Source organism: Rhodococcus sp. YH3-3 (assembly GCF_001653035.1).
Classification (GTDB): domain Bacteria; phylum Actinomycetota; class Actinomycetes; order Mycobacteriales; family Mycobacteriaceae; genus Rhodococcus_F; species Rhodococcus_F qingshengii.
In genome coordinates this window covers 1,332,197-1,348,989 of sequence record NZ_BCWH01000001.1, presented here as the reverse complement: position 1 = coordinate 1,348,989, position 16,793 = coordinate 1,332,197, and the positions used below count along the sequence as shown (strand labels likewise).

17 protein-coding genes are annotated in these 16,793 nt (G+C 62.9%); 11 read left to right on the top strand and 6 right to left on the bottom strand.

The genetic code is table 11. The annotated features are described in order from the left end of the window. Nucleotides 1-11: 11 nt before the first annotated feature. Both YH3_RS06345 and YH3_RS06340 read right to left on the bottom strand, forming a co-directional pair. Entirely contained in the window at nt 12-1,127 is a 1,116-nt protein-coding gene (locus YH3_RS06345) for a nitronate monooxygenase family protein (RefSeq protein ID WP_003945863.1), read from the bottom strand. Further along, nucleotides 1,127-2,800 (bottom strand): acyl-CoA synthetase, encoded by a 1,674-nt coding sequence (locus tag YH3_RS06340; protein WP_039973409.1) that lies wholly within the window; start codon nt 2,798-2,800, stop codon nt 1,127-1,129. Before YH3_RS06340 ends, YH3_RS06345 begins: the two co-directional genes overlap by 1 nt. Nucleotides 2,801-2,879: 79 nt before the next feature. Between YH3_RS06340 and YH3_RS06335 the strand changes: the two genes are divergently transcribed. Beyond that, nucleotides 2,880-3,704 carry a crotonase/enoyl-CoA hydratase family protein gene (locus YH3_RS06335; protein WP_007734275.1) on the top strand — a complete coding sequence of 275 codons (825 nt, stop codon included), beginning with the start codon at nt 2,880-2,882 and terminating at the stop codon, nt 3,702-3,704. Nucleotides 3,705-3,884: 180 nt separating this feature from the next. On the opposite strand, the gene YH3_RS06330 is transcribed toward YH3_RS06335, so the two are convergent. After that, nucleotides 3,885-4,844: a hypothetical protein gene (locus YH3_RS06330; protein WP_007734274.1), complete on the bottom strand. Its 960-nt coding sequence runs from the start codon at nt 4,842-4,844 to the stop codon at nt 3,885-3,887. Between the two features lie 205 nt (nt 4,845-5,049). After that, nucleotides 5,050-6,087, bottom strand: a complete 1,038-nt coding sequence (locus YH3_RS06325) for an LLM class F420-dependent oxidoreductase (RefSeq protein ID WP_064443128.1) — start codon at nt 6,085-6,087, stop codon at nt 5,050-5,052. 73 nt (nt 6,088-6,160) lie between these two features. On the opposite strand from YH3_RS06325, the gene YH3_RS06320 reads away from it, so the two are divergent. The 6 genes from YH3_RS06320 (at nt 6,161) to YH3_RS06295 (ending at nt 11,274) form a co-directional block, all read left to right on the top strand. Continuing rightward, nucleotides 6,161-7,138: a Zn-ribbon domain-containing OB-fold protein gene (locus YH3_RS06320; RefSeq protein WP_019746979.1), complete on the top strand. Its 978-nt coding sequence runs from the start codon at nt 6,161-6,163 to the stop codon at nt 7,136-7,138. A 10-nt stretch (nt 7,139-7,148) separates the two neighbouring features. Continuing rightward, nucleotides 7,149-8,219 (top strand): thiolase domain-containing protein, encoded by a 1,071-nt coding sequence (locus YH3_RS06315; RefSeq protein ID WP_007734273.1) that lies wholly within the window; start codon nt 7,149-7,151, stop codon nt 8,217-8,219. Continuing rightward, the gene (locus tag YH3_RS06310; RefSeq protein ID WP_007734272.1) at nt 8,219-9,400 is read left to right on the top strand and encodes a thiolase domain-containing protein; all 1,182 of its coding nucleotides are present in this window, start codon (nt 8,219-8,221) and stop codon (nt 9,398-9,400) included. Before YH3_RS06315 ends, YH3_RS06310 begins: the two co-directional genes overlap by 1 nt. A gap of 36 nt (nt 9,401-9,436) precedes the next feature. Then, entirely contained in the window at nt 9,437-10,300 is an 864-nt protein-coding gene (locus YH3_RS06305; protein WP_019746978.1) for a TIGR03619 family F420-dependent LLM class oxidoreductase, read from the top strand. A gap of 9 nt (nt 10,301-10,309) precedes the next feature. Beyond that, nucleotides 10,310-10,720, top strand: coding sequence for a nuclear transport factor 2 family protein (locus tag YH3_RS06300; RefSeq protein ID WP_007734269.1), 411 nt, complete (start codon nt 10,310-10,312; stop codon nt 10,718-10,720). A 173-nt stretch (nt 10,721-10,893) separates the two neighbouring features. Further along, nucleotides 10,894-11,274, top strand: a complete 381-nt coding sequence (locus tag YH3_RS06295) for a VOC family protein (protein ID WP_058227668.1) — start codon at nt 10,894-10,896, stop codon at nt 11,272-11,274. A gap of 194 nt (nt 11,275-11,468) precedes the next feature. Here the strand turns inward: YH3_RS06295 and YH3_RS06290 are convergent, their stop codons facing one another. Beyond that, the gene (locus tag YH3_RS06290) at nt 11,469-12,719 is read right to left on the bottom strand and encodes a cytochrome P450 (protein ID WP_007734267.1); all 1,251 of its coding nucleotides are present in this window, start codon (nt 12,717-12,719) and stop codon (nt 11,469-11,471) included. Between the two features lie 174 nt (nt 12,720-12,893). Between YH3_RS06290 and YH3_RS06285 the strand changes: the two genes are divergently transcribed. From YH3_RS06285 to YH3_RS06270, 4 genes are all read left to right on the top strand, one after another. Continuing rightward, nucleotides 12,894-14,057, top strand: a complete 1,164-nt coding sequence (locus tag YH3_RS06285; protein ID WP_058227631.1) for a steroid 3-ketoacyl-CoA thiolase — start codon at nt 12,894-12,896, stop codon at nt 14,055-14,057. A gap of 1 nt (nt 14,058) precedes the next feature. Further along, on the top strand, nt 14,059-14,547 hold the full coding sequence (locus YH3_RS06280) for a nitroreductase family deazaflavin-dependent oxidoreductase (RefSeq protein ID WP_050655745.1): 489 nt from the start codon (nt 14,059-14,061) through the stop codon (nt 14,545-14,547). A 57-nt stretch (nt 14,548-14,604) separates the two neighbouring features. Further along, nucleotides 14,605-15,018 (top strand): hypothetical protein, encoded by a 414-nt coding sequence (locus YH3_RS06275; protein WP_007734258.1) that lies wholly within the window; start codon nt 14,605-14,607, stop codon nt 15,016-15,018. 94 nt (nt 15,019-15,112) lie between these two features. Continuing rightward, nucleotides 15,113-15,784, top strand: a complete 672-nt coding sequence (locus YH3_RS06270) for a GNAT family N-acetyltransferase (RefSeq protein ID WP_003945460.1) — start codon at nt 15,113-15,115, stop codon at nt 15,782-15,784. A 67-nt stretch (nt 15,785-15,851) separates the two neighbouring features. Here the strand turns inward: YH3_RS06270 and YH3_RS06265 are convergent, their stop codons facing one another. Beyond that, on the bottom strand, nt 15,852-16,766 hold the full coding sequence (locus YH3_RS06265) for an SDR family oxidoreductase (RefSeq protein WP_003945561.1): 915 nt from the start codon (nt 16,764-16,766) through the stop codon (nt 15,852-15,854). Nucleotides 16,767-16,793 lie beyond the last annotated feature (27 nt).

Sequence of the window (16,793 nt, the reverse complement as noted above, 5' to 3'; positions counted from 1 at the left end):
CGTGTCATCTACTACTTCATCGAATCCAGTCGGGTTCGCGCGTCTTCGAACCCGGACACCAGCTCTGCCATGACCTCGGCGACCGGGCGGATCTCGTTCATCCGTCCCACGATCTGACCGACGGGCATTGCCACAACTTCCGGGTTCTCCGATGCAGCGATTCTCTGATGAGCGTCGCTGACCAGAAGGTTCTGCAGCGGCATCGGCAATGGCGCCGGTGCTCCCGGGTTCGACCAGGCTTCCGTCCACTTGGTCTTGAGCAACCGAGCGGGCTTACCCGAGTAGATGCGCGAACGAACGGTGTCGGCCGACGTCGCGCCCAACAGTGCACGCTGAATAGCGGACGGGCCCTCGCCCGATGCACTGCCGAGTTTGTATTCGGACGTGGTGAGCCAGTACGAGCCCATCCACACTCCGGACGCACCGAGTGCAAGTGCGGCAGCCACCTGACGGCCGCTGCCGATACCCCCGGCAGCCAGTACGGCAGCTGAATCACCCAGTGCATCAACGATTTCCGGAACGAGAACCATCGATGCGATTTCGCCGGTGTGACCGCCGGCCTCGTAGCCCTGCGCGATCACGATGTCGACACCGTTCTCGACGTGACGACGTGCATGCTCGACGGCGCCGGCCAGCGCTGCTACCGGTACGCCCTTCTCGTGTGCCTGATCGATGACGTCCTTCGGTGGTGATCCCAGTGCATTCGCAATCAACGCAATCCGGTGTCCCAGAGCAACATCGACGTGTGACCGCGCCACCGAGTGAAGCCATCCCAGTACGCCGGTCGCATGCTCGACGTCGTCGGAAAGCGGCGGCACGCCGAGCTCGTCGAGCGTGCGGTTGACGAAGGCGCGGTGCTCCTCCGGAATCAGCTTGTCGAGATCGACGGCGCCGCCCTCGGTCGGCACCTTGGCCGGCATGACGATGTCGACGCCGTACGGCTTACCGTCGGTGTTCTCGTCCATCCACGTCAGTGCGGCTTCGAGCTCTTCCGGGTCGTTGAACCGGACGCAACCGAGCACGCCCAGACCTCCCGCGCGGCTGATCGCGGCCGCGACGTGCTCGGAAGGAGTGAATCCGAAAATCGGGTATTCGATGCCGAACTTGTCGGCGAGATCCGAACGCATCAGGCTTCCACGCTTTCGTTTGCGGACGCCACAGGAGCGCCGTTTCCGTTGTGATCATCGGCCTCGCGCGATTCCGTTTCGGCCTTCGCCCAGCGGTAGTCGGGCTTGCCTGCCGGGTTGCGCTTGATCTGGTCCACGAACCACACGCTGCGCGGAACCTTGTATCCGGCAATCTCTTTGCGTGCTGCGGTGGCGATGTCGTGCAGCGTCGGCGACGTGCCTTCGCGTACCTGGACCACTGCGGCAACGCGCTGACCGAAGCGCTCGTCGGGGATACCGACCACCAGGACGTCGAAGATGTCCGGGTGCGCCTTCAAAGCGCCTTCGACCTCTTCCGGGTACACCTTCTCGCCGCCGCTGTTGATCGACACCGAACCGCGGCCGAGCATCGTGACCGTGCCGTCGGCTTCGACCTGCGCATAGTCGCCGGGGATCGAGTAGCGAACGCCGTTGATGGTGCGGAAGGTTTCGGCGGTCTTGACCTCGTCCTTGTAGTAGCCGAGCGGGATGTTGCCCTTGCGAGCGAGCATGCCGCGCTTGCCCGATCCGGGTTCGACCTCGTTGCCGTCGTCGTCGAGAACCGTTGTGGAGGCGTCGATCTTGACCGTCGGACCGCCAGTGTGCTTCTGGCCCTTGCTCAGCACGGCGAGTCCACCGAAGCCGGTCTCGGATGCTCCGATGGAGTCCGTCAGCAGGCGGTTGGGCAACAGTTCGAGGAACTGCTCCTGGATACTCGGCGAGAAGAGTGCAGCACTGCTGGCCATCACGTAGAGCGTCGAAAGATCGTACGGCTCACCGGTCTCCGGGTTTCCGGCGATGAGTGCGTCGAGCATCGGACGGCCCATCGCGTCACCCGTGATGAAGATCAGGTTGACCTTGTGCTTGTCGATGTTCTGCCACACCTCGTGGGCGTCGAATTCCGGGTGCATCAAACAGGTTCCGCCGCCGAAGAGGCTGTGGAATACCGCCGACTGCGAACCGCCGTGAATCATCGGGGGGATCGGGTAGCGGATCATGCTCGGGTTGGCGGCGCCGACCTTCGCCATCTCGTACTCGTCCTCGACCGGAACTCCGGTGACGAAGTTGATGCCTCCGCCGAGAACACGCCACCAGTCCTCGTGACGCCACATGACGCCCTTGGGACTTCCGGTGGTGCCGCCGGTGTAGAGCATGAAGATGTCGTCGTTGCTGCGCTCTTCGAAATCACGCTCACCCGAACTCTGCGCGAGTGCGTCCTCGTAGCCGATGCCGAAAGCACTGAAGTCCAGATCGGTGCCGTCCTCGACCACGATGACGGACTTGACCTTGGGAGTGTTCGGCAGGACGTTCGCGACCTTGTCCGAGTAGCGGCGCTCGTGAATGAGCGCAACCATGTCGGAGTTGTCGAAGATGTACTGCAACTCGTTCTCGACGTACCGGTAGTTGATGTTGACCATCACGGCCCGGATCTTGAAAACCGCGACCATGGCCTCGATCGCCTCGATGACGTTCCGGCAGTAGATGCCGACCTTGTCACCCGGCTGAACGCCATGTTCACGCAGGTAGTGACCGAGGCGGTTTGCTCGGTCCTCCAACTGTGCATAAGTCATCTCGCGGTTGTCCGAGACCAGCGCAACGCGGTCCGGAACGAGGTCGATTGCGTGCTCTACGAAGTCTGCGATGTTAAGGGCCACGAGTTCAAAGTAGAACGTGTTACCGTTTCTGGCAAGACCCAATTTGAGAGCCAGCTCACAGACCCGCCAGGAGCCATCAGTGTCCACTTCGACGACCGAAAAATCAGACATTTCGGAAACCGCGCCGCATTGCCTCGTGGAGAAGCGTGGCCACGTTCTCATCGTGACCATGAATCGCCCCGAGCGTAAGAACGCCATCACCGGCGAGATGATGGCGATCATGGTCGACGCCTGGGATCAGGTCGACAACGACCCCGAAATTCGTGTCGCCATCCTCACCGGTGCGGGCGGCGACTTCTGCGCCGGCGCCGACCTCAAGAACATGTCCGCCAAGCCGCCGGGAGATTCCTTCGCGGGCGGTGGCGTCGACATGTCCAAGATCGAAGGCCTCCTCAAGGGCCGTCGGTTGACCAAGCCACTGATCGCCGCCGTCGAGGGTGCAGCTATCGCCGGCGGAACCGAAATCCTGCAGGGCACCGACATCCGCGTCGCGGGTGAGAGCGCCAAGTTCGGCGTCTCCGAAGCCAAGTGGGGGCTCTTCCCGCTCGGCGGTTCCGCAGTGCGTCTGGTGCGACAGATTCCGTACACGATCGCGGCAGACATCCTGCTCACAGGTCGTCACATCAAGGCTCCGGAGGCCAAGGAGATCGGGCTCATCGGCCACGTGGTCCCGGACGGCCAGGCCCTCGACAAGGCGCTGGAGCTCGCGGACCTGATCAGTGCCAACGGCCCCCTCGCCGTGCAGGCGATTCTCAAGACCATCCGCGACACCGAGGGCATGCACGAGGAAGAGGCCTTCCAGATCGACGCACAGCTGGGCATGAAGGTGTTCATGAGCGCCGACGCCAAGGAGGGCCCGCGAGCCTTCGGTGAGAAGCGGGCGCCCCAGTTCAAGGGTGTCTGACCCACCCCTGTCTGAGCCACCCCCCTTTCCCGTCCCCTCTCGGTGCACCCGTGCCCTATCCCGTCCCACTCTGCACAGCACCGCTCCCCACACCACCGCTCTGCACACCACCGCTCTGCACACCACCCCCCGATCGCGTGAACGTATCGCTCCCCTTCTCTGACAAGGGGAGCGATACGTTCACCCTCCGGGTCTGGCACTGATTGACACCCTCGGACGCGGCCGTGACGCGGCCAGCGCAAAATGCGCACGCAGGTCGCTTATCACGCGCTCGGGCTCTGCGCGCAACGCGCTCGGCACAGTCGGAAGCACGATGATGCCCGCGTTCTGCATACGAGTCCGACGCTCGACCGTCGCCCGGTAGTCCCCAGGTGACAGATGCCAGTCCAGTGAATCGATGTCCCACGCAAAAGCCACAGAATCGATCCACCCGTCGGGCATTGCAATGAATTTCCCGTTTGCGTCGCAGATCTCACGGTTGAATACCATTTCGGGCAGCCCGGTTCTCCTCCACAGCTCGCGGGCCTCTGCCTCCGGCACCGAATGCACGTTGGCATCCACCTCCCGCAAAACTTTGCGGGGCAATGCGCTACCGCGAATACTTCCGGCTTCCAACTCTTTGGACAGATCACGAACCACAACGTCACCTCGTTGAACGACGTCTGCAATCAACGCGCGAGCACTATCCAAAGTCTTGCATCGCCGTGCAGCATCGAGTACCGCCCGAACCAGTGGCGCGCAATCAATTCCGCTGCGTGTCAGTGGCGTCGGCAGCCTTACAGTCCTTTCGACCACGACGAATCCGGTCGATTGCACCCTGCGATGCATGGGCATCAAGATTTGAACCTCGCCGGAGTGCGGACGATAGCCATGCTGCGCCATGGCGGCTTTTCCAGTGACCATCGATCCGCGGCCGCAGAACATCAATGCAGCGATCGTGCGCTGGCGCGGCGTCGGATAACCGTTCCCCAGCAGAACTATGCCGGGAAGCATTCGCTGCCAAGTACCGCCCGTGCGGCATCGCCCGGCAATCGCTGTGTCCGACACACCCAGTCTGGTCAGCTCTGCCACGCGAATTACGCCATCCGTGCTCGCAACGATCAGCAAACTCGGATCGTCTCCCCATTCGCCCCTTCTCATGGAGACATCATGGGCTTTCCCGGCCGCGCAGGCCCTTGCCAATCAGGCATTTACACCGACCTGTGGATAACCCTCCGCCCTGTGAACGTATCGCTCCCCCTGTCAGAGAAGGGCAGCGATACGTTCACGCGATGCGGTAGATGGCTGGCGACGGCACCAGCGCTCGAAAAAAGGGGGGTACCGCTCGAAAATGGGGGTGCCCCGCTCAACCACCCACCGCGGCCGCGAGCTCTCGCACATGGTCGGCGTCGCGGCAGGTCACCAGCAGCATCGTGACTCCGGCTTCCTCCCAACGCTTCACGTCTGCGCGCACCTCGTCGACGTTGCCGATGATCATGGTCTCGGTGACCATCTCGTCGGGGACGACGGCAGCAGCTTCGTCCTTGCGGCCCGACATGAAGAGGCGACCGATCTCGTCGACCTCCTTCTCGTAGCCCATCCGCTTGTAGACCTGCGCGTGAAAGTTCAACTCCGGGGCGCCCATTCCGCCGACGTAGAGGGCGGTCATCGGCTTGAGAGCGGCGATGGCAGCGGCGCGATCGTCAGTCACGATGACCTGGCACGTGGCGGCCACCTCGAAGTCTTCGCGACTACGACGGGCCCCGGCGCGCGCGAACCCTTCGTCGAGCCACTTGTTGTACATCGGGGCCAGGCGCGGGGTGTAGTAGATCGCCAGCCACCCGTCGGCGATTTCACCGGCGAGCGCGACGTTCTTCGGCCCTTCGGCGCCGAGCCAGATCGGGATGTCCGCACGCAGCGGGTGCGTAATGGGCTTGAGCGGCTTGCCAAGTCCCGAACTGCCCGGTCCCGCATACGGCAGAGGGTAGTGGGGACCGGGACTGGTGACGGGCGCTTCACGGGCGAGGACCTGGCGCACGATCGAGACGTATTCGCGGGTGCGCGCGAGCGGCTTCTCGAACGGCTGGCCGTACCAACCTTCGACGACCTGCGGTCCGGATACGCCGAGCCCGAGGATCGTTCGCCCACCGTTGAGGTGATCGAGAGTGAGCGCGTGCATGGCACAGCTGGTCGGTGTTCGCGCCGAAATCTGTACGACGGAGGTGCCGAGACGGACGTTCTCGGTGCGCGATCCCCACCAGGCGAGCGGGGTGAATGCGTCCGAGCCCCACGACTCCGCCGCGAAGACCGCGTCGAATCCCGCGCCTTCCGCGGCATCGATCAGTTCCGGGGCGTTTGCCGGCGGCTGTGCGCCCCAGTATCCGAGTTGCAACCCAAGCTTCATCGCAGGCCTCCACATTGCCGGTGATCAGAAGTGACTCTTGCCACAATCTCTAGAACCTGTTCTACTCGATCTTGTGACCATCGGAAAGAGCGGGGTGGCCGACAAGCCCCTGAGCGCACCATTGAATCTCCATTTCGACTACACCAGATCGACGGGACCGACCATCGGCGCGTTCGTGACTGCCCTGCGTGATCGCAAGGTGATCGGCGCACGCGGGTCGAACGGTCGTGTCTTCGTGCCGCCACCGGAATTCGATCCGGACACGGCCGAACCACTGACCGACTTCGTCGGAGTCTCCGACGGCGGAACGGTCGTGAGTTGGACGTGGATGCCCGAACCCATCGAGGGTCAACCCCTGACGAAGCCTTTCGCGTGGGCCCTGATCAAGCTCGACGGCGCGGACACGTCCATGCTCCACGCAGTCGACGTCGACTCCCCCGACGACATCAGCACCGGCCTGCGGGTTCGTGCTCGCTGGGCGTCGGAGCGGATCGGGCAGATCAAGGACATCGAGTGCTTCGAACCAGGTGAGAGCGAAAATGGAATCGCGACAGTCGATTCCAGCGCCGATCCTGTCACCATGATCACGACGCCTGTCGATCTGCACTTCATGCATTCCGCTTCGGCCGAGGAGAGTTTCTACCTCCGCGGTCTCGCAGAAGGCAAGCTCATCGGTGGTCGCAGCGGACCCGAAGACAAGATCTACATCCCACCGCGCGGCGCGAATCCCACCAACGGGAAGCCGACGAGCGAGCAGATCGAACTGCCGGACAAGGGAATTGTCACCACCTTCTGCATCGTCAACGTCCCGTTCCTCGGGCAGCGAATCAAACCGCCCTACGTGGCCGCCTACGTGCTTCTCGACGGGGCTGACATTCCGTTCCTGCACTTGATTCTCGAATGTGATGCCGCGGACGTACGCATGGGCATGCGCGTCGAAGCCAAGTGGAAGCCTCGCGAAGAGTGGGGTTACACCCTCGAGAACATCGAATACTTCCGGCCGACAGGTGAACCCGACGCCGAGTACTCCACCTTCCAACACCACCTGTGAGGCTCCTGAAATGACTTCTGCAGACATCGCAGTCGTGGGCTTTGCTCAGGCACCCCACGTCCGCGAAACCAACGGCACCACCAACGGCGTCGAGATGCTCGTCCCGTGCTTCCAGCAGCTCTACAGCGATCTGGGAATCACCAAGTCAGACATCGGCTTCTGGTGCTCCGGATCTTCCGACTACCTGGCCGGACGAGCGTTCTCCTTCATCTCGGCCATCGACTCCATCGGAGCGGTCCCGCCGATCAACGAATCTCACGTCGAGATGGACGCTGCGTGGGCCTTCTACGAAGCGTGGATCAAGATCTTGACCGGCGAGGTCGAGACCGCGCTGGTATACGGCTTCGGCAAATCCTCCGCCGGGCACCTGCGCAAGATCCTGTCCATGCAGCTCGATCCGTACCTCGTCACTCCGCTGTGGCCGGACTCCGTCTCGATCGCCGGACTTCAAGCCCGACTCGGACTCGACGCGGGTAAGTGGACGCACGAGGACATGGCGGAGGTTGCCGCTCGTAGCCGTCGTCACGCGCTGAGCAATCCGAAGGCTCAGCTCGCAGGCGAGGTCGACATCGAGGCCCTTCTCGCCAGCCCCTTCCTCGCAGATCCGTTGCGCGCACACGATTGTGCGCCCATCACCGACGGCGCGGCAGCAATCGTCCTGGCCTCGGGTAACCGCGCCCGCGATCTCTGCGAGCGGCCGGCGTGGATCACCGGACTCGAGCATCGCATCGACTCCCCCAACCTGGGTGCACGTGACCTGACCACCTCACCGTCCACTACGTCCGCAGCCAAGGCGGCAACGGGCGGCGAGGTCGGCAACATCGACGTCGCCGAACTGCACGCACCGTTCACTCACCAGGAATTGATCTTGAAGGAAGCGATCGGCCTGACCGACGCCACCACGATCAACCCGTCCGGCGGTCCGCTCAGCGGCAACCCACTGTTCGCCGGTGGTCTGGAACGAATCGGCCACGCCGCCAAGGCAATCTTCGACGGCCAGGCGAATCGCGCTCTGGCCCATGCAACAAGCGGCCCTGTGCTGCAGCAGAACCTGGTAGCAGTCTTGGAGGGACGGAACTGATGGCCGGAACGCCTCAACTCGCGGCCGTGCTCGGCACCGGCCAAACTCACTACGTCGCAAAGCGTCACGATGTCTCGATGGCGGGCTTGGTCCGTGAAGCCATCGACGCCGCGATGCTCGACGCCAACGTCGGCTGGGACGACATCGACGCCGTCGTCATCGGAAAGGCCCCCGATTTGTTCGAGGGTTCGATGATGCCCGAACTCGCCATGTCGGATGCTCTGGGCGCAAACGGAAAGCCGTTGCTGCGTGTTCACACTGCCGGATCGGTGGGCGGTTCGACGGCTATCGTCGCCTCCAGCCTGGTCAAATCCGGTGTCCACAAGCGGGTTCTGACGGTTTCCTGGGAGAAGCAGTCCGAGTCGAACGCCATGTGGGCGCTGTCCGTACCGGTTCCGTTCAACATGCCGGTCGGCGCCGGTGCCGGTGGATACTTCGCCCCGCACGTCCGTTCGTACATTCGTCGATCGGGCGCACCGGAGCACATCGGCTACCTCGTCGCGGTGAAGGATCGGCTTAACGGCAGCCTCAATCCGTATGCGCACTTGCGGCAGCCGGACATCACTCTCGAATCGGTACAGGCATCTCAGATGCTCTGGGATCCGATCCGATACGACGAGACCTGCCCGTCCTCTGACGGCGCGTGCGCTCTGGTGATCGGCAACGAGGAAGCGGCCGCACAGGTCGAGGCCGAGGGTCGTTCGGTCGCGTGGATCCACGCGACGGCCATGCGCACCGAGCCGACCTTCTATGCCGGACGCGATCAGGTCAATCCGCAGGCCGGCCGTGACGCTGCAGCAGCACTGTGGAAGTCAGCGGGAATCACCGATCCGCTCAACGAGATCGACTGCGCCGAAATCTATGTCCCGTTCTCGTGGTTCGAGCCGATGTGGCTCGAGAACCTCGGCTTCGCGGAGGAAGGCCAGGGCTGGAAGCTCACCGAGGCGGGTGAAACCGCGATCGGCGGCAAGCTCCCGGTCAATGCCTCGGGCGGTGTTCTCTCCTCCAACCCGATCGGCGCCTCGGGCATGATCCGTTTTGCCGAGTCGGCGATGCAGGTCATGCACCGCGCCGGCGATCACCAGGTAGCCGATGCTCGCAAGGCTCTCGGCCATGCCTACGGCGGTGGCTCGCAGTACTTCTCGATGTGGGTCGTCGGCTCCGAACGTCCCACCACGTAAGCAGCAGCACACACGCCGATCAGGAAGAGGCCGAAGATGAAGTACACCGTCGGGGTTGCCATGAACCCCTTGGACCAGTTAGCCGGTATCGCCAAAACTGCCGAGGAATGCGGCTTTTCGTCGATCGCTCTCCCCGATTCACTGTTCTTCATGGAAACGCAGGCGGCGGATTACCCGTACACCCCGGACGGGTCTCGGATGTGGAATGCCGAGACCCCCTGGGTCGATCCGCTCATCGCCGCGGCTGCAATGGGCGCGGTGACCGAGAAGATCGAGTTCTACACCCAGGTGCTCAAGCTGGGTAGCCGCAATCCCGTCCTGCTCGCGCGGCAGGTCGGTTCCGTGGCCGCATTGACGAACAACCGTTTCGGCTTCGGCGTCGGAATCGGTTGGGCTCCGGAAGAGTTCGAGTGGTGCGGCGCTCCGTACAAGCGTCGGGGCGCACGTGTGGACGAGATGATCGACGTCCTCAAACTGATCCTCGGCGGCGGCATGGTCGAGTATCACGGTGAGTTCTTCGATTTCGATCGCCTGCAGATGAGCCCGGCCCCCACCAAGCCGGTTCCGTTCTACGTCGGCGGCCACACCGAGGTCGCACTCAAGCGTGCTGCGCGAGTCGGCGACGGTTGGACCTCGGCGATGATCAAGTTCGACGACCTGGTGGGTGTGATCGCACGACTACGCGAACTGCGCGCCGAGTACGGCCGCGAGAACGAGCCATTCGAAATCCAGACGGTGTGCATCGACCGTTTCGGCAAGGACGGTTACGCAGAGCTCGAAGATGCCGGCGTCACGGACATCATCACCGTGCCTTGGGTTTTCGACGGAATCGGATTCGATGCCCCGCTGGAGGCAAAGCAGGATTCGATGCGCAAATTCGCCGAGCAGTACATCAACTGAGGAGCCGCGATGACCGACGAACACCCCGCCCGCGTCGCGGGTAACGCTTCGCGCGCCGCAGCGAGTGGCAAGAACAAGGAAGCCTGGCTGGACCTCTTCGCCGAGGACGGTTGGGTGGAGGATCCGGTCGGGCCTTCGGGCTTCGATCCCGAAGGCAAAGGCCATCACGGGCGCGAAGCGATCTCCAAGTTCTACGACATGACGATCGCGAACGCGGACAAGCTCGAATTTCTGATCGACGATTCACTGGTGTGCGGCAACGAGAACGTCAACATCGGCAAGATCCGGACCACCATCGGCGGCTCGATCATCGACGCCGAGGGCGTGTTCGTCTATCGCGTGAACGACGACGGCAAGATCGCGTCGCTTCGAGCATTCTGGGAAGTGGACCGTGCGATGAAGACGGCACGCAAAGCCTGAGAACCCACAGTACGAGCGCGGCCCCGGTCATCGACCGGGGCCGCGCTCGTCGTATTCGAATCAGCCTGTCGTACTTGCACCGAGAACCTCGAAATGGTTTCCTGGTTCCCAACGTCGCGTGTCGATGACGGACTGCGTCAGGCATGGAGGCGTCGTACCGCAAGGGGTCACTCATGACCATTTCGTTCAATCACACCATCATCGCCGCAAAAGACCGACAAGAGTCTGCGTGGTTCTTCACTCACATGTTCGGTCTTCCAGGCCCAGTCGAAGCCGGCTACTTTCTCGGCGTTGAACTCGAGCACGGCGTGACGTTGGACTTCGCACAGGTGGAAGAAGGCGCCGAGGTTGCGTCTCAGCACTATGCCTTCCTCGTCTCCGATGATGACTTCGACGGCATCTACCAGCGGATACAGGCGTTGAAACTGGATCACTGGGCCGATCCGCGCCAGTCGAGTACCGGCTTCAACACCAACGACGGTGGGCGTGGGGTCTACTTCCTCGACCCGTCGGGACATTTCCTGGAAGCCATCACCAAACCGTACGGCGGCTGAATTGGAGATTGAACTACAAACGGCGGCGCCTACGGGAGATGAGGGATCCCGCAGACGCCGCCGCAGTTCCAGGTTGCCAACAGGTGGCTTCCCGGAACGTCTACTGTAGTTCCGCGTGTTCGAGAGTGCAGAGGCAACTCCCGAAAACCTACACAGAACCTACTCGCCGGTTACCAGGTCAGTATATGTCCGGATCAGTGTTTGACCGGGCAGCCCGATGTCTTGTAATCAACCTGAAACTCTTTGATGCCGTTGAGCCAGCCCGAGCGAAGGCGTCGGGGATCCCCGAGCCTGGTGATGTCGGGTAGGTGATCGGCGATCGCATTGAAGATCAGATCGATTTCCAGACGGGCCAAGTTGGCGCCGATGCAGTAGTGCGCACCGGTGCCGCCGAATCCGAGGTGCGGATTGGGGTCACGCATGATGTCGAACTTCGTCGGGTTCTCGAAGACGTCCTCGTCGAAGTTGGCCGACGCGTACATCATCACGACGCGATCGCCCTTCTTGATCTTCTGTCCGCCGAGTTCGGTGTCTTCGAGCGCGGTGCGCTGGAAGGAAGTCACCGGGGTCGCCCAACGAACGATCTCGTCGGCCGCCGTCTTGGGGCGTTCCTTCTTGTACAGCTCCCACTGGTCGGGATTGTCGAGGAAGGCAACCATGCCGTGTGTGATGGCATTGCGAGTGGTCTCGTTACCCGCGACCGCAAGCAGGATCACGAAGAAGCCGAATTCCTCTGGGGAGAGCTCATTTCCGTCGATGTCAGCTTCGATGAGCTTGGTGACGATGTCATCGGCGGGACACTTCTTGCGCTGATCCGCCATCTGGTACGCGTATCCCAGAATCTCCATCGACGCTGCCTGCGGGTCGATGTCGAACTCGGGATCGTCGTACGACGTCATCTGGTTGGACCAGTCGAAGAGCTTCATTCGATCTTCCTGCGGCACACCGAGAAGCTCGGCGATTGCCTGCAGCGGAAGTTCGGACGCGACCTGAACCACGAAGTCACCGGCACCGCCGGCAGCCGCGGTCGTGACGATCTTTTCGGCACGCTCGGTCAGTTCCTCGCGCAGGCTGTTGATGGCGCGCGGGGTGAATCCACGAGATACCAGCTTGCGCAGCTTGGTGTGCTCCGGAGCGTCCTTGTTGATGAGAATGAATCGCTGCATCTCGACGTTCTCACGCGGGATGTCGTCGGCGAAGCGAGGAATCGCAGTGTTCTCGTGGGTCGAGAAGATGTCGCTTCGCTGCGAAACTTCCTTGACCTCTTCATGACGGGTGACCACCCAGAAGCCCTCGTCCTGGAATCCACCGATTTCCGGGGGCTGCGGATTCCACCACACGGGGGCCGTCTTCCGGAGTTCGGCGAACTCCTCGAACGGCATGCGTTCCGCGTAGATGTCGGGGTCCGTGAAGTCGATTCCCTCGGGGAATGCGGGCTGTGCCACTGATGTCTCCTGCCCTAAGCCTTTTCATCACAGGGGTGATGGGGATCCGTGATGTGTAACACGTTCTACTCTCATTGAAACACAAGCCTGCTTACTAGGAAAGGAAACGTCGGCAGGTCTTGCTTCCCGCAGAGAACCTGTTCTATTTTTTCATTACAAGGAAAGGAGCCCGCTGTGGGCACACCAGTAATCGTCGAGGCTGTCCGTACACCGATCGGCAAGCGCGGAGGTTGGCTCGCCGGTCTGCACGCCGCCGAGATCCTCGGAGCTGCACAAAAGGGAGTTCTCGACCGGTCGGGAATCGACCCGTTGCTGATCGAGCAGGTGATCGGCGGCTGCGTCACCCAGGCCGGCGCTCAGTCCAACAACATCACGCGCACGGCCTGGCTGCACGCCGGACTTCCGTGGCAGACCGGCGCAACCACCGTGGACTGCCAGTGCGGTTCGGCCCAGCAGGCGAACCATCTGATCGCCGGTCTGATCGCCACCGGCGCCATCGACGCCGGTATCGCCTGCGGCATCGAAGCCATGAGCCAGGTTCCCCTCGGCGCCAACGTCGGCGATCAGGCCGGGCCGCGCCGACCCGCGACGTGGGACATCGACATGCCCAACCAATTCGAAGCTGCAGAACGCATCGCGCGTCGACGCGGACTGACCCGCGACGACATCGAAGCCCTCGGCGTCCGCTCGCAGGCGCTGGCCAAGCAGGCTTGGGAGGAAGGACGTTTCGACCGCGAGGTTCTCGAACTCTCGGCACCCCAGGTCGACAAGGAAGGAAACCTCACGGGCGAGACCAAGGTCGTCAATCGCGATCAGGGCCTGCGCGATACGACGGCGGAGTCCCTTGCCCGACTGAAGCCCGTCCTCGAAGGCGGGATTCACACGGCCGGAACGTCTTCCCAGATCTCCGACGGCGCGGCCGCAGTCCTGCTCATGGACGAGGACAAGGCTCGCGCGCTCGGATTGAAGCCGCGAGCCCGCATCATCGCCCAGGCGCTGGTCGGCTCGGAACCGGAATTCCACCTCGACGGACCGGTGCAGGCAACCAGCCGTGTCCTGGAGAAGAGCGGAATGAAGATCGGCGATCTCGATCTGTTCGAGATCAACGAAGCATTCGCATCCGTCGCACTGTCCTGGGCTCAGGTTCACGAACCTGACTTCGACAACGTCAATGTCAACGGCGGCGCGCTCGCTCTCGGCCATCCGGTCGGCAGCACGGGATCTCGCCTGATCACCACCGCACTGCACGAACTCGAGCGCCGCAACGGCTCGACGGCTCTGATCACGATGTGCGCCGGCGGCGCACTGGCCACCGGAACCATCATCGAGCGTATCTGAGATGACTACTCCCCCAGCCAAACCCAAGGGACTCGACGCTCCGGCGACGGTCAAGATCATCAAGTGGATGTCGAAGGCGAACGTCGCGATGTATCGCGCCACCGACGGGCGGCTGGGTAGCAAGTGGCGGGTCGGCAGCGCGTTCCCTCGCGGGCTGCCGATCTGCCTGCTGACCACCACCGGTCGCAAATCCGGCGAGGAGCGGATCAGCCCGCTGCTGTTCCTCGAGGACGGCGAGAACGTGATTCTGGTGGCGTCGCAAGGCGGTCTTCCGAAGAACCCGATGTGGTACCTCAACATCAAGGCAGACCCGGTGGTGACGGTGCAGATCAAGTCTCGGATCCGCTCGATGAAAGCCCGCGTCGCGGCCGAGGACGAGCGCGCTCGGCTGTGGCCGATGTTGAGGGCGATGTATCCGGATTTCGACAACTATCAGGCCTGGACCGACCGGGTCATTCCCGTCATCGTGTGCGAGCCACTGAAGAGTTAAACGAACTGTTTACAACAAAACGTTTACATTGACCCGGGTTCGTGCCACCCTGGGTTCATGACCGATGACCAGTTCAGACCGATCGATTCCGGCCGCGAACGCGCACATCGCGAGTACGCCGGACTCTTTCGAATCAGCGAGCGCCACGGCGCGACCCCAAGCCAGCGCGCGCGGCAATCTCATCCGGAGATGCTCGAGCCCTACGGCGCGGTGCGCGTCGTGGCTCGTCTTGCGGGTGGCACCGACACACCGCAGCCGAACGAACCCGAGGTCGACGATGCCGACGTCATGGCCGCGTTGACTCTGATCCCCAAGGCCCGAGCCGAAATGGAACAGCTGGAAGCACTGTTCCTCGGGATTGCCCGCGAACGGGGCATGACCTGGCAGGACATCGCTTTCGGGCTGGGACTCGGAAGCACTCAAGCCGCCCGCCAGCGCTACGAACGGCTCGTTCGCCGCACCGGAGGCTGAACGCGTGCCATAACCGGCGAGTTGGAGCACTATTGACTCGTACGGTCCGCACGGCGTTTCGACAGAGCCTCGAACACAGCAAGGAGTCGCATATATGACGACGCATATTCAAGATCAAATCCTGGACCGACGCGAGATCACCTCAGCCCTCGTGCGTGCGCTGGAGCGTCGCCACGAGGTGCTGGACGCAGTGGTCGACAGCAAGGACCACCAGGAGGCACTGACCACCGTCGCGGAACTCCTCGGCACGTCGGAAGCAAATGCCGAAGCAGTTCTGAGCCTCAAGTTCAGCGCACTGACCAAGGCAGCGCGCGATCGCATCCAGGGCGAGCTGGAGAATCTCGACGCCACTCTCGAATGGACGACGCTCGATCGTCCCGCGAGCAGCGGGCAGAACTTCACCCTGCGTCCGTTCAGCGACAGCGCAGAAGACAAGGCACTGTTCACGATTCGCTCGGCCGAGCAGCTCGGCGAAGACGGCAAGCCGTGGAGCGAGGATCGGATCGAAGCCGAGCGCGTCGGCGGTCTCGGTCGGATCGACGACGAGAGCGCTGCCTGGTTCGTCGCCGAGGACGTCTCCGGTGACGGCCCGAAGAGCGTCGGCCTGGTATTCGGCGAACTCGACGGCCAAGAGGTGAACGTGGCGATCTGGATCGCGCCGGAATCTCGCAAGAAGGGCTACGGCACCGCCTGCGTGAAGCATTCGCGGCGCGAACTCGCAGCTGAGTTCCCCGGCACCGTGTTGGTGGTTCGGGCGCCCGCGTAGGCGGCACGCCGCCTGTGAGTGGTTGAGGAGTTCCTGCACTCCTTAACCACTCACAGGGCCGGAGGCCCTACGCCCCGTACACCGGCGTCGGAATCTCCGCCTTCTCCAACAGCGTTGCCACGACGGGCCCGATCTCCTTCGGGTCCCAGCGATCTCCCTTGTCCTCGCTCGGGCCGTGACGCCAGCCCTCCGCGACGGTGATCTTTCCGCCCTCTACCTCGAACACCCGGCCCGTGACGTCCTTGGACTCGGCGCTACCGAGCCAGACGACCAGCGGCGAGATGTTCTCGGGAGCCATGGCGTCGAAGCCCTCTTCCGGAGCTGCCATCGCTTCGGCCATCGCCCCGCCCGCGCCGACAGTCATGCGTGTGCGCGCAGCAGGCGCGATCGCGTTGACACTGACTCCGTAATTCTTGAGCTCGGCGGCGGCCTGGATGGTCATCTCGGCGATGCCGGCCTTGGCCGCGGCGTAGTTGCCCTGGCCGATCGAACCTTGCAGTCCTGCACCCGAACTGGTGTTGATGATGCGTGCGTCGACGGTCTTGCCTGCCTTGGCCTCGGCGCGCCAGTAGGCAGCTGCGTGACGGAGCGGCGCGAAGTGCCCCTTGAGGTGCACGCGAATCACCGCGTCCCACTCGCCTTCGCTCATGCCGACCAGCATGCGGTCCCGCAGGAAGCCTGCGTTGTTCACGAGTACGTCCAGGCCACCGAAGGTGTCGATCGCGGTCTTGATCAGATTCTCGGCGCCCGCCCAGTCGGCGACGTCGTCTCCGTTGACCACTGCTTGACCACCGGCGGCGATGATCTCCGCGACAACCTGCTCGGCCGGACTCTCACCGGTCGCGGAACCGTCGGCACCCGCACCGATGTCGTTGACGACGACCTTGGCGCCCTCGGCAGCAAATGCCAATGCATGCGCACGTCCGATACCGCGGCCAGCCCCGGTGATGATGACTACGCGTCCGTCGACCAATCCACTCATATTTGTCTCCTAATGCACTCTGCTCGG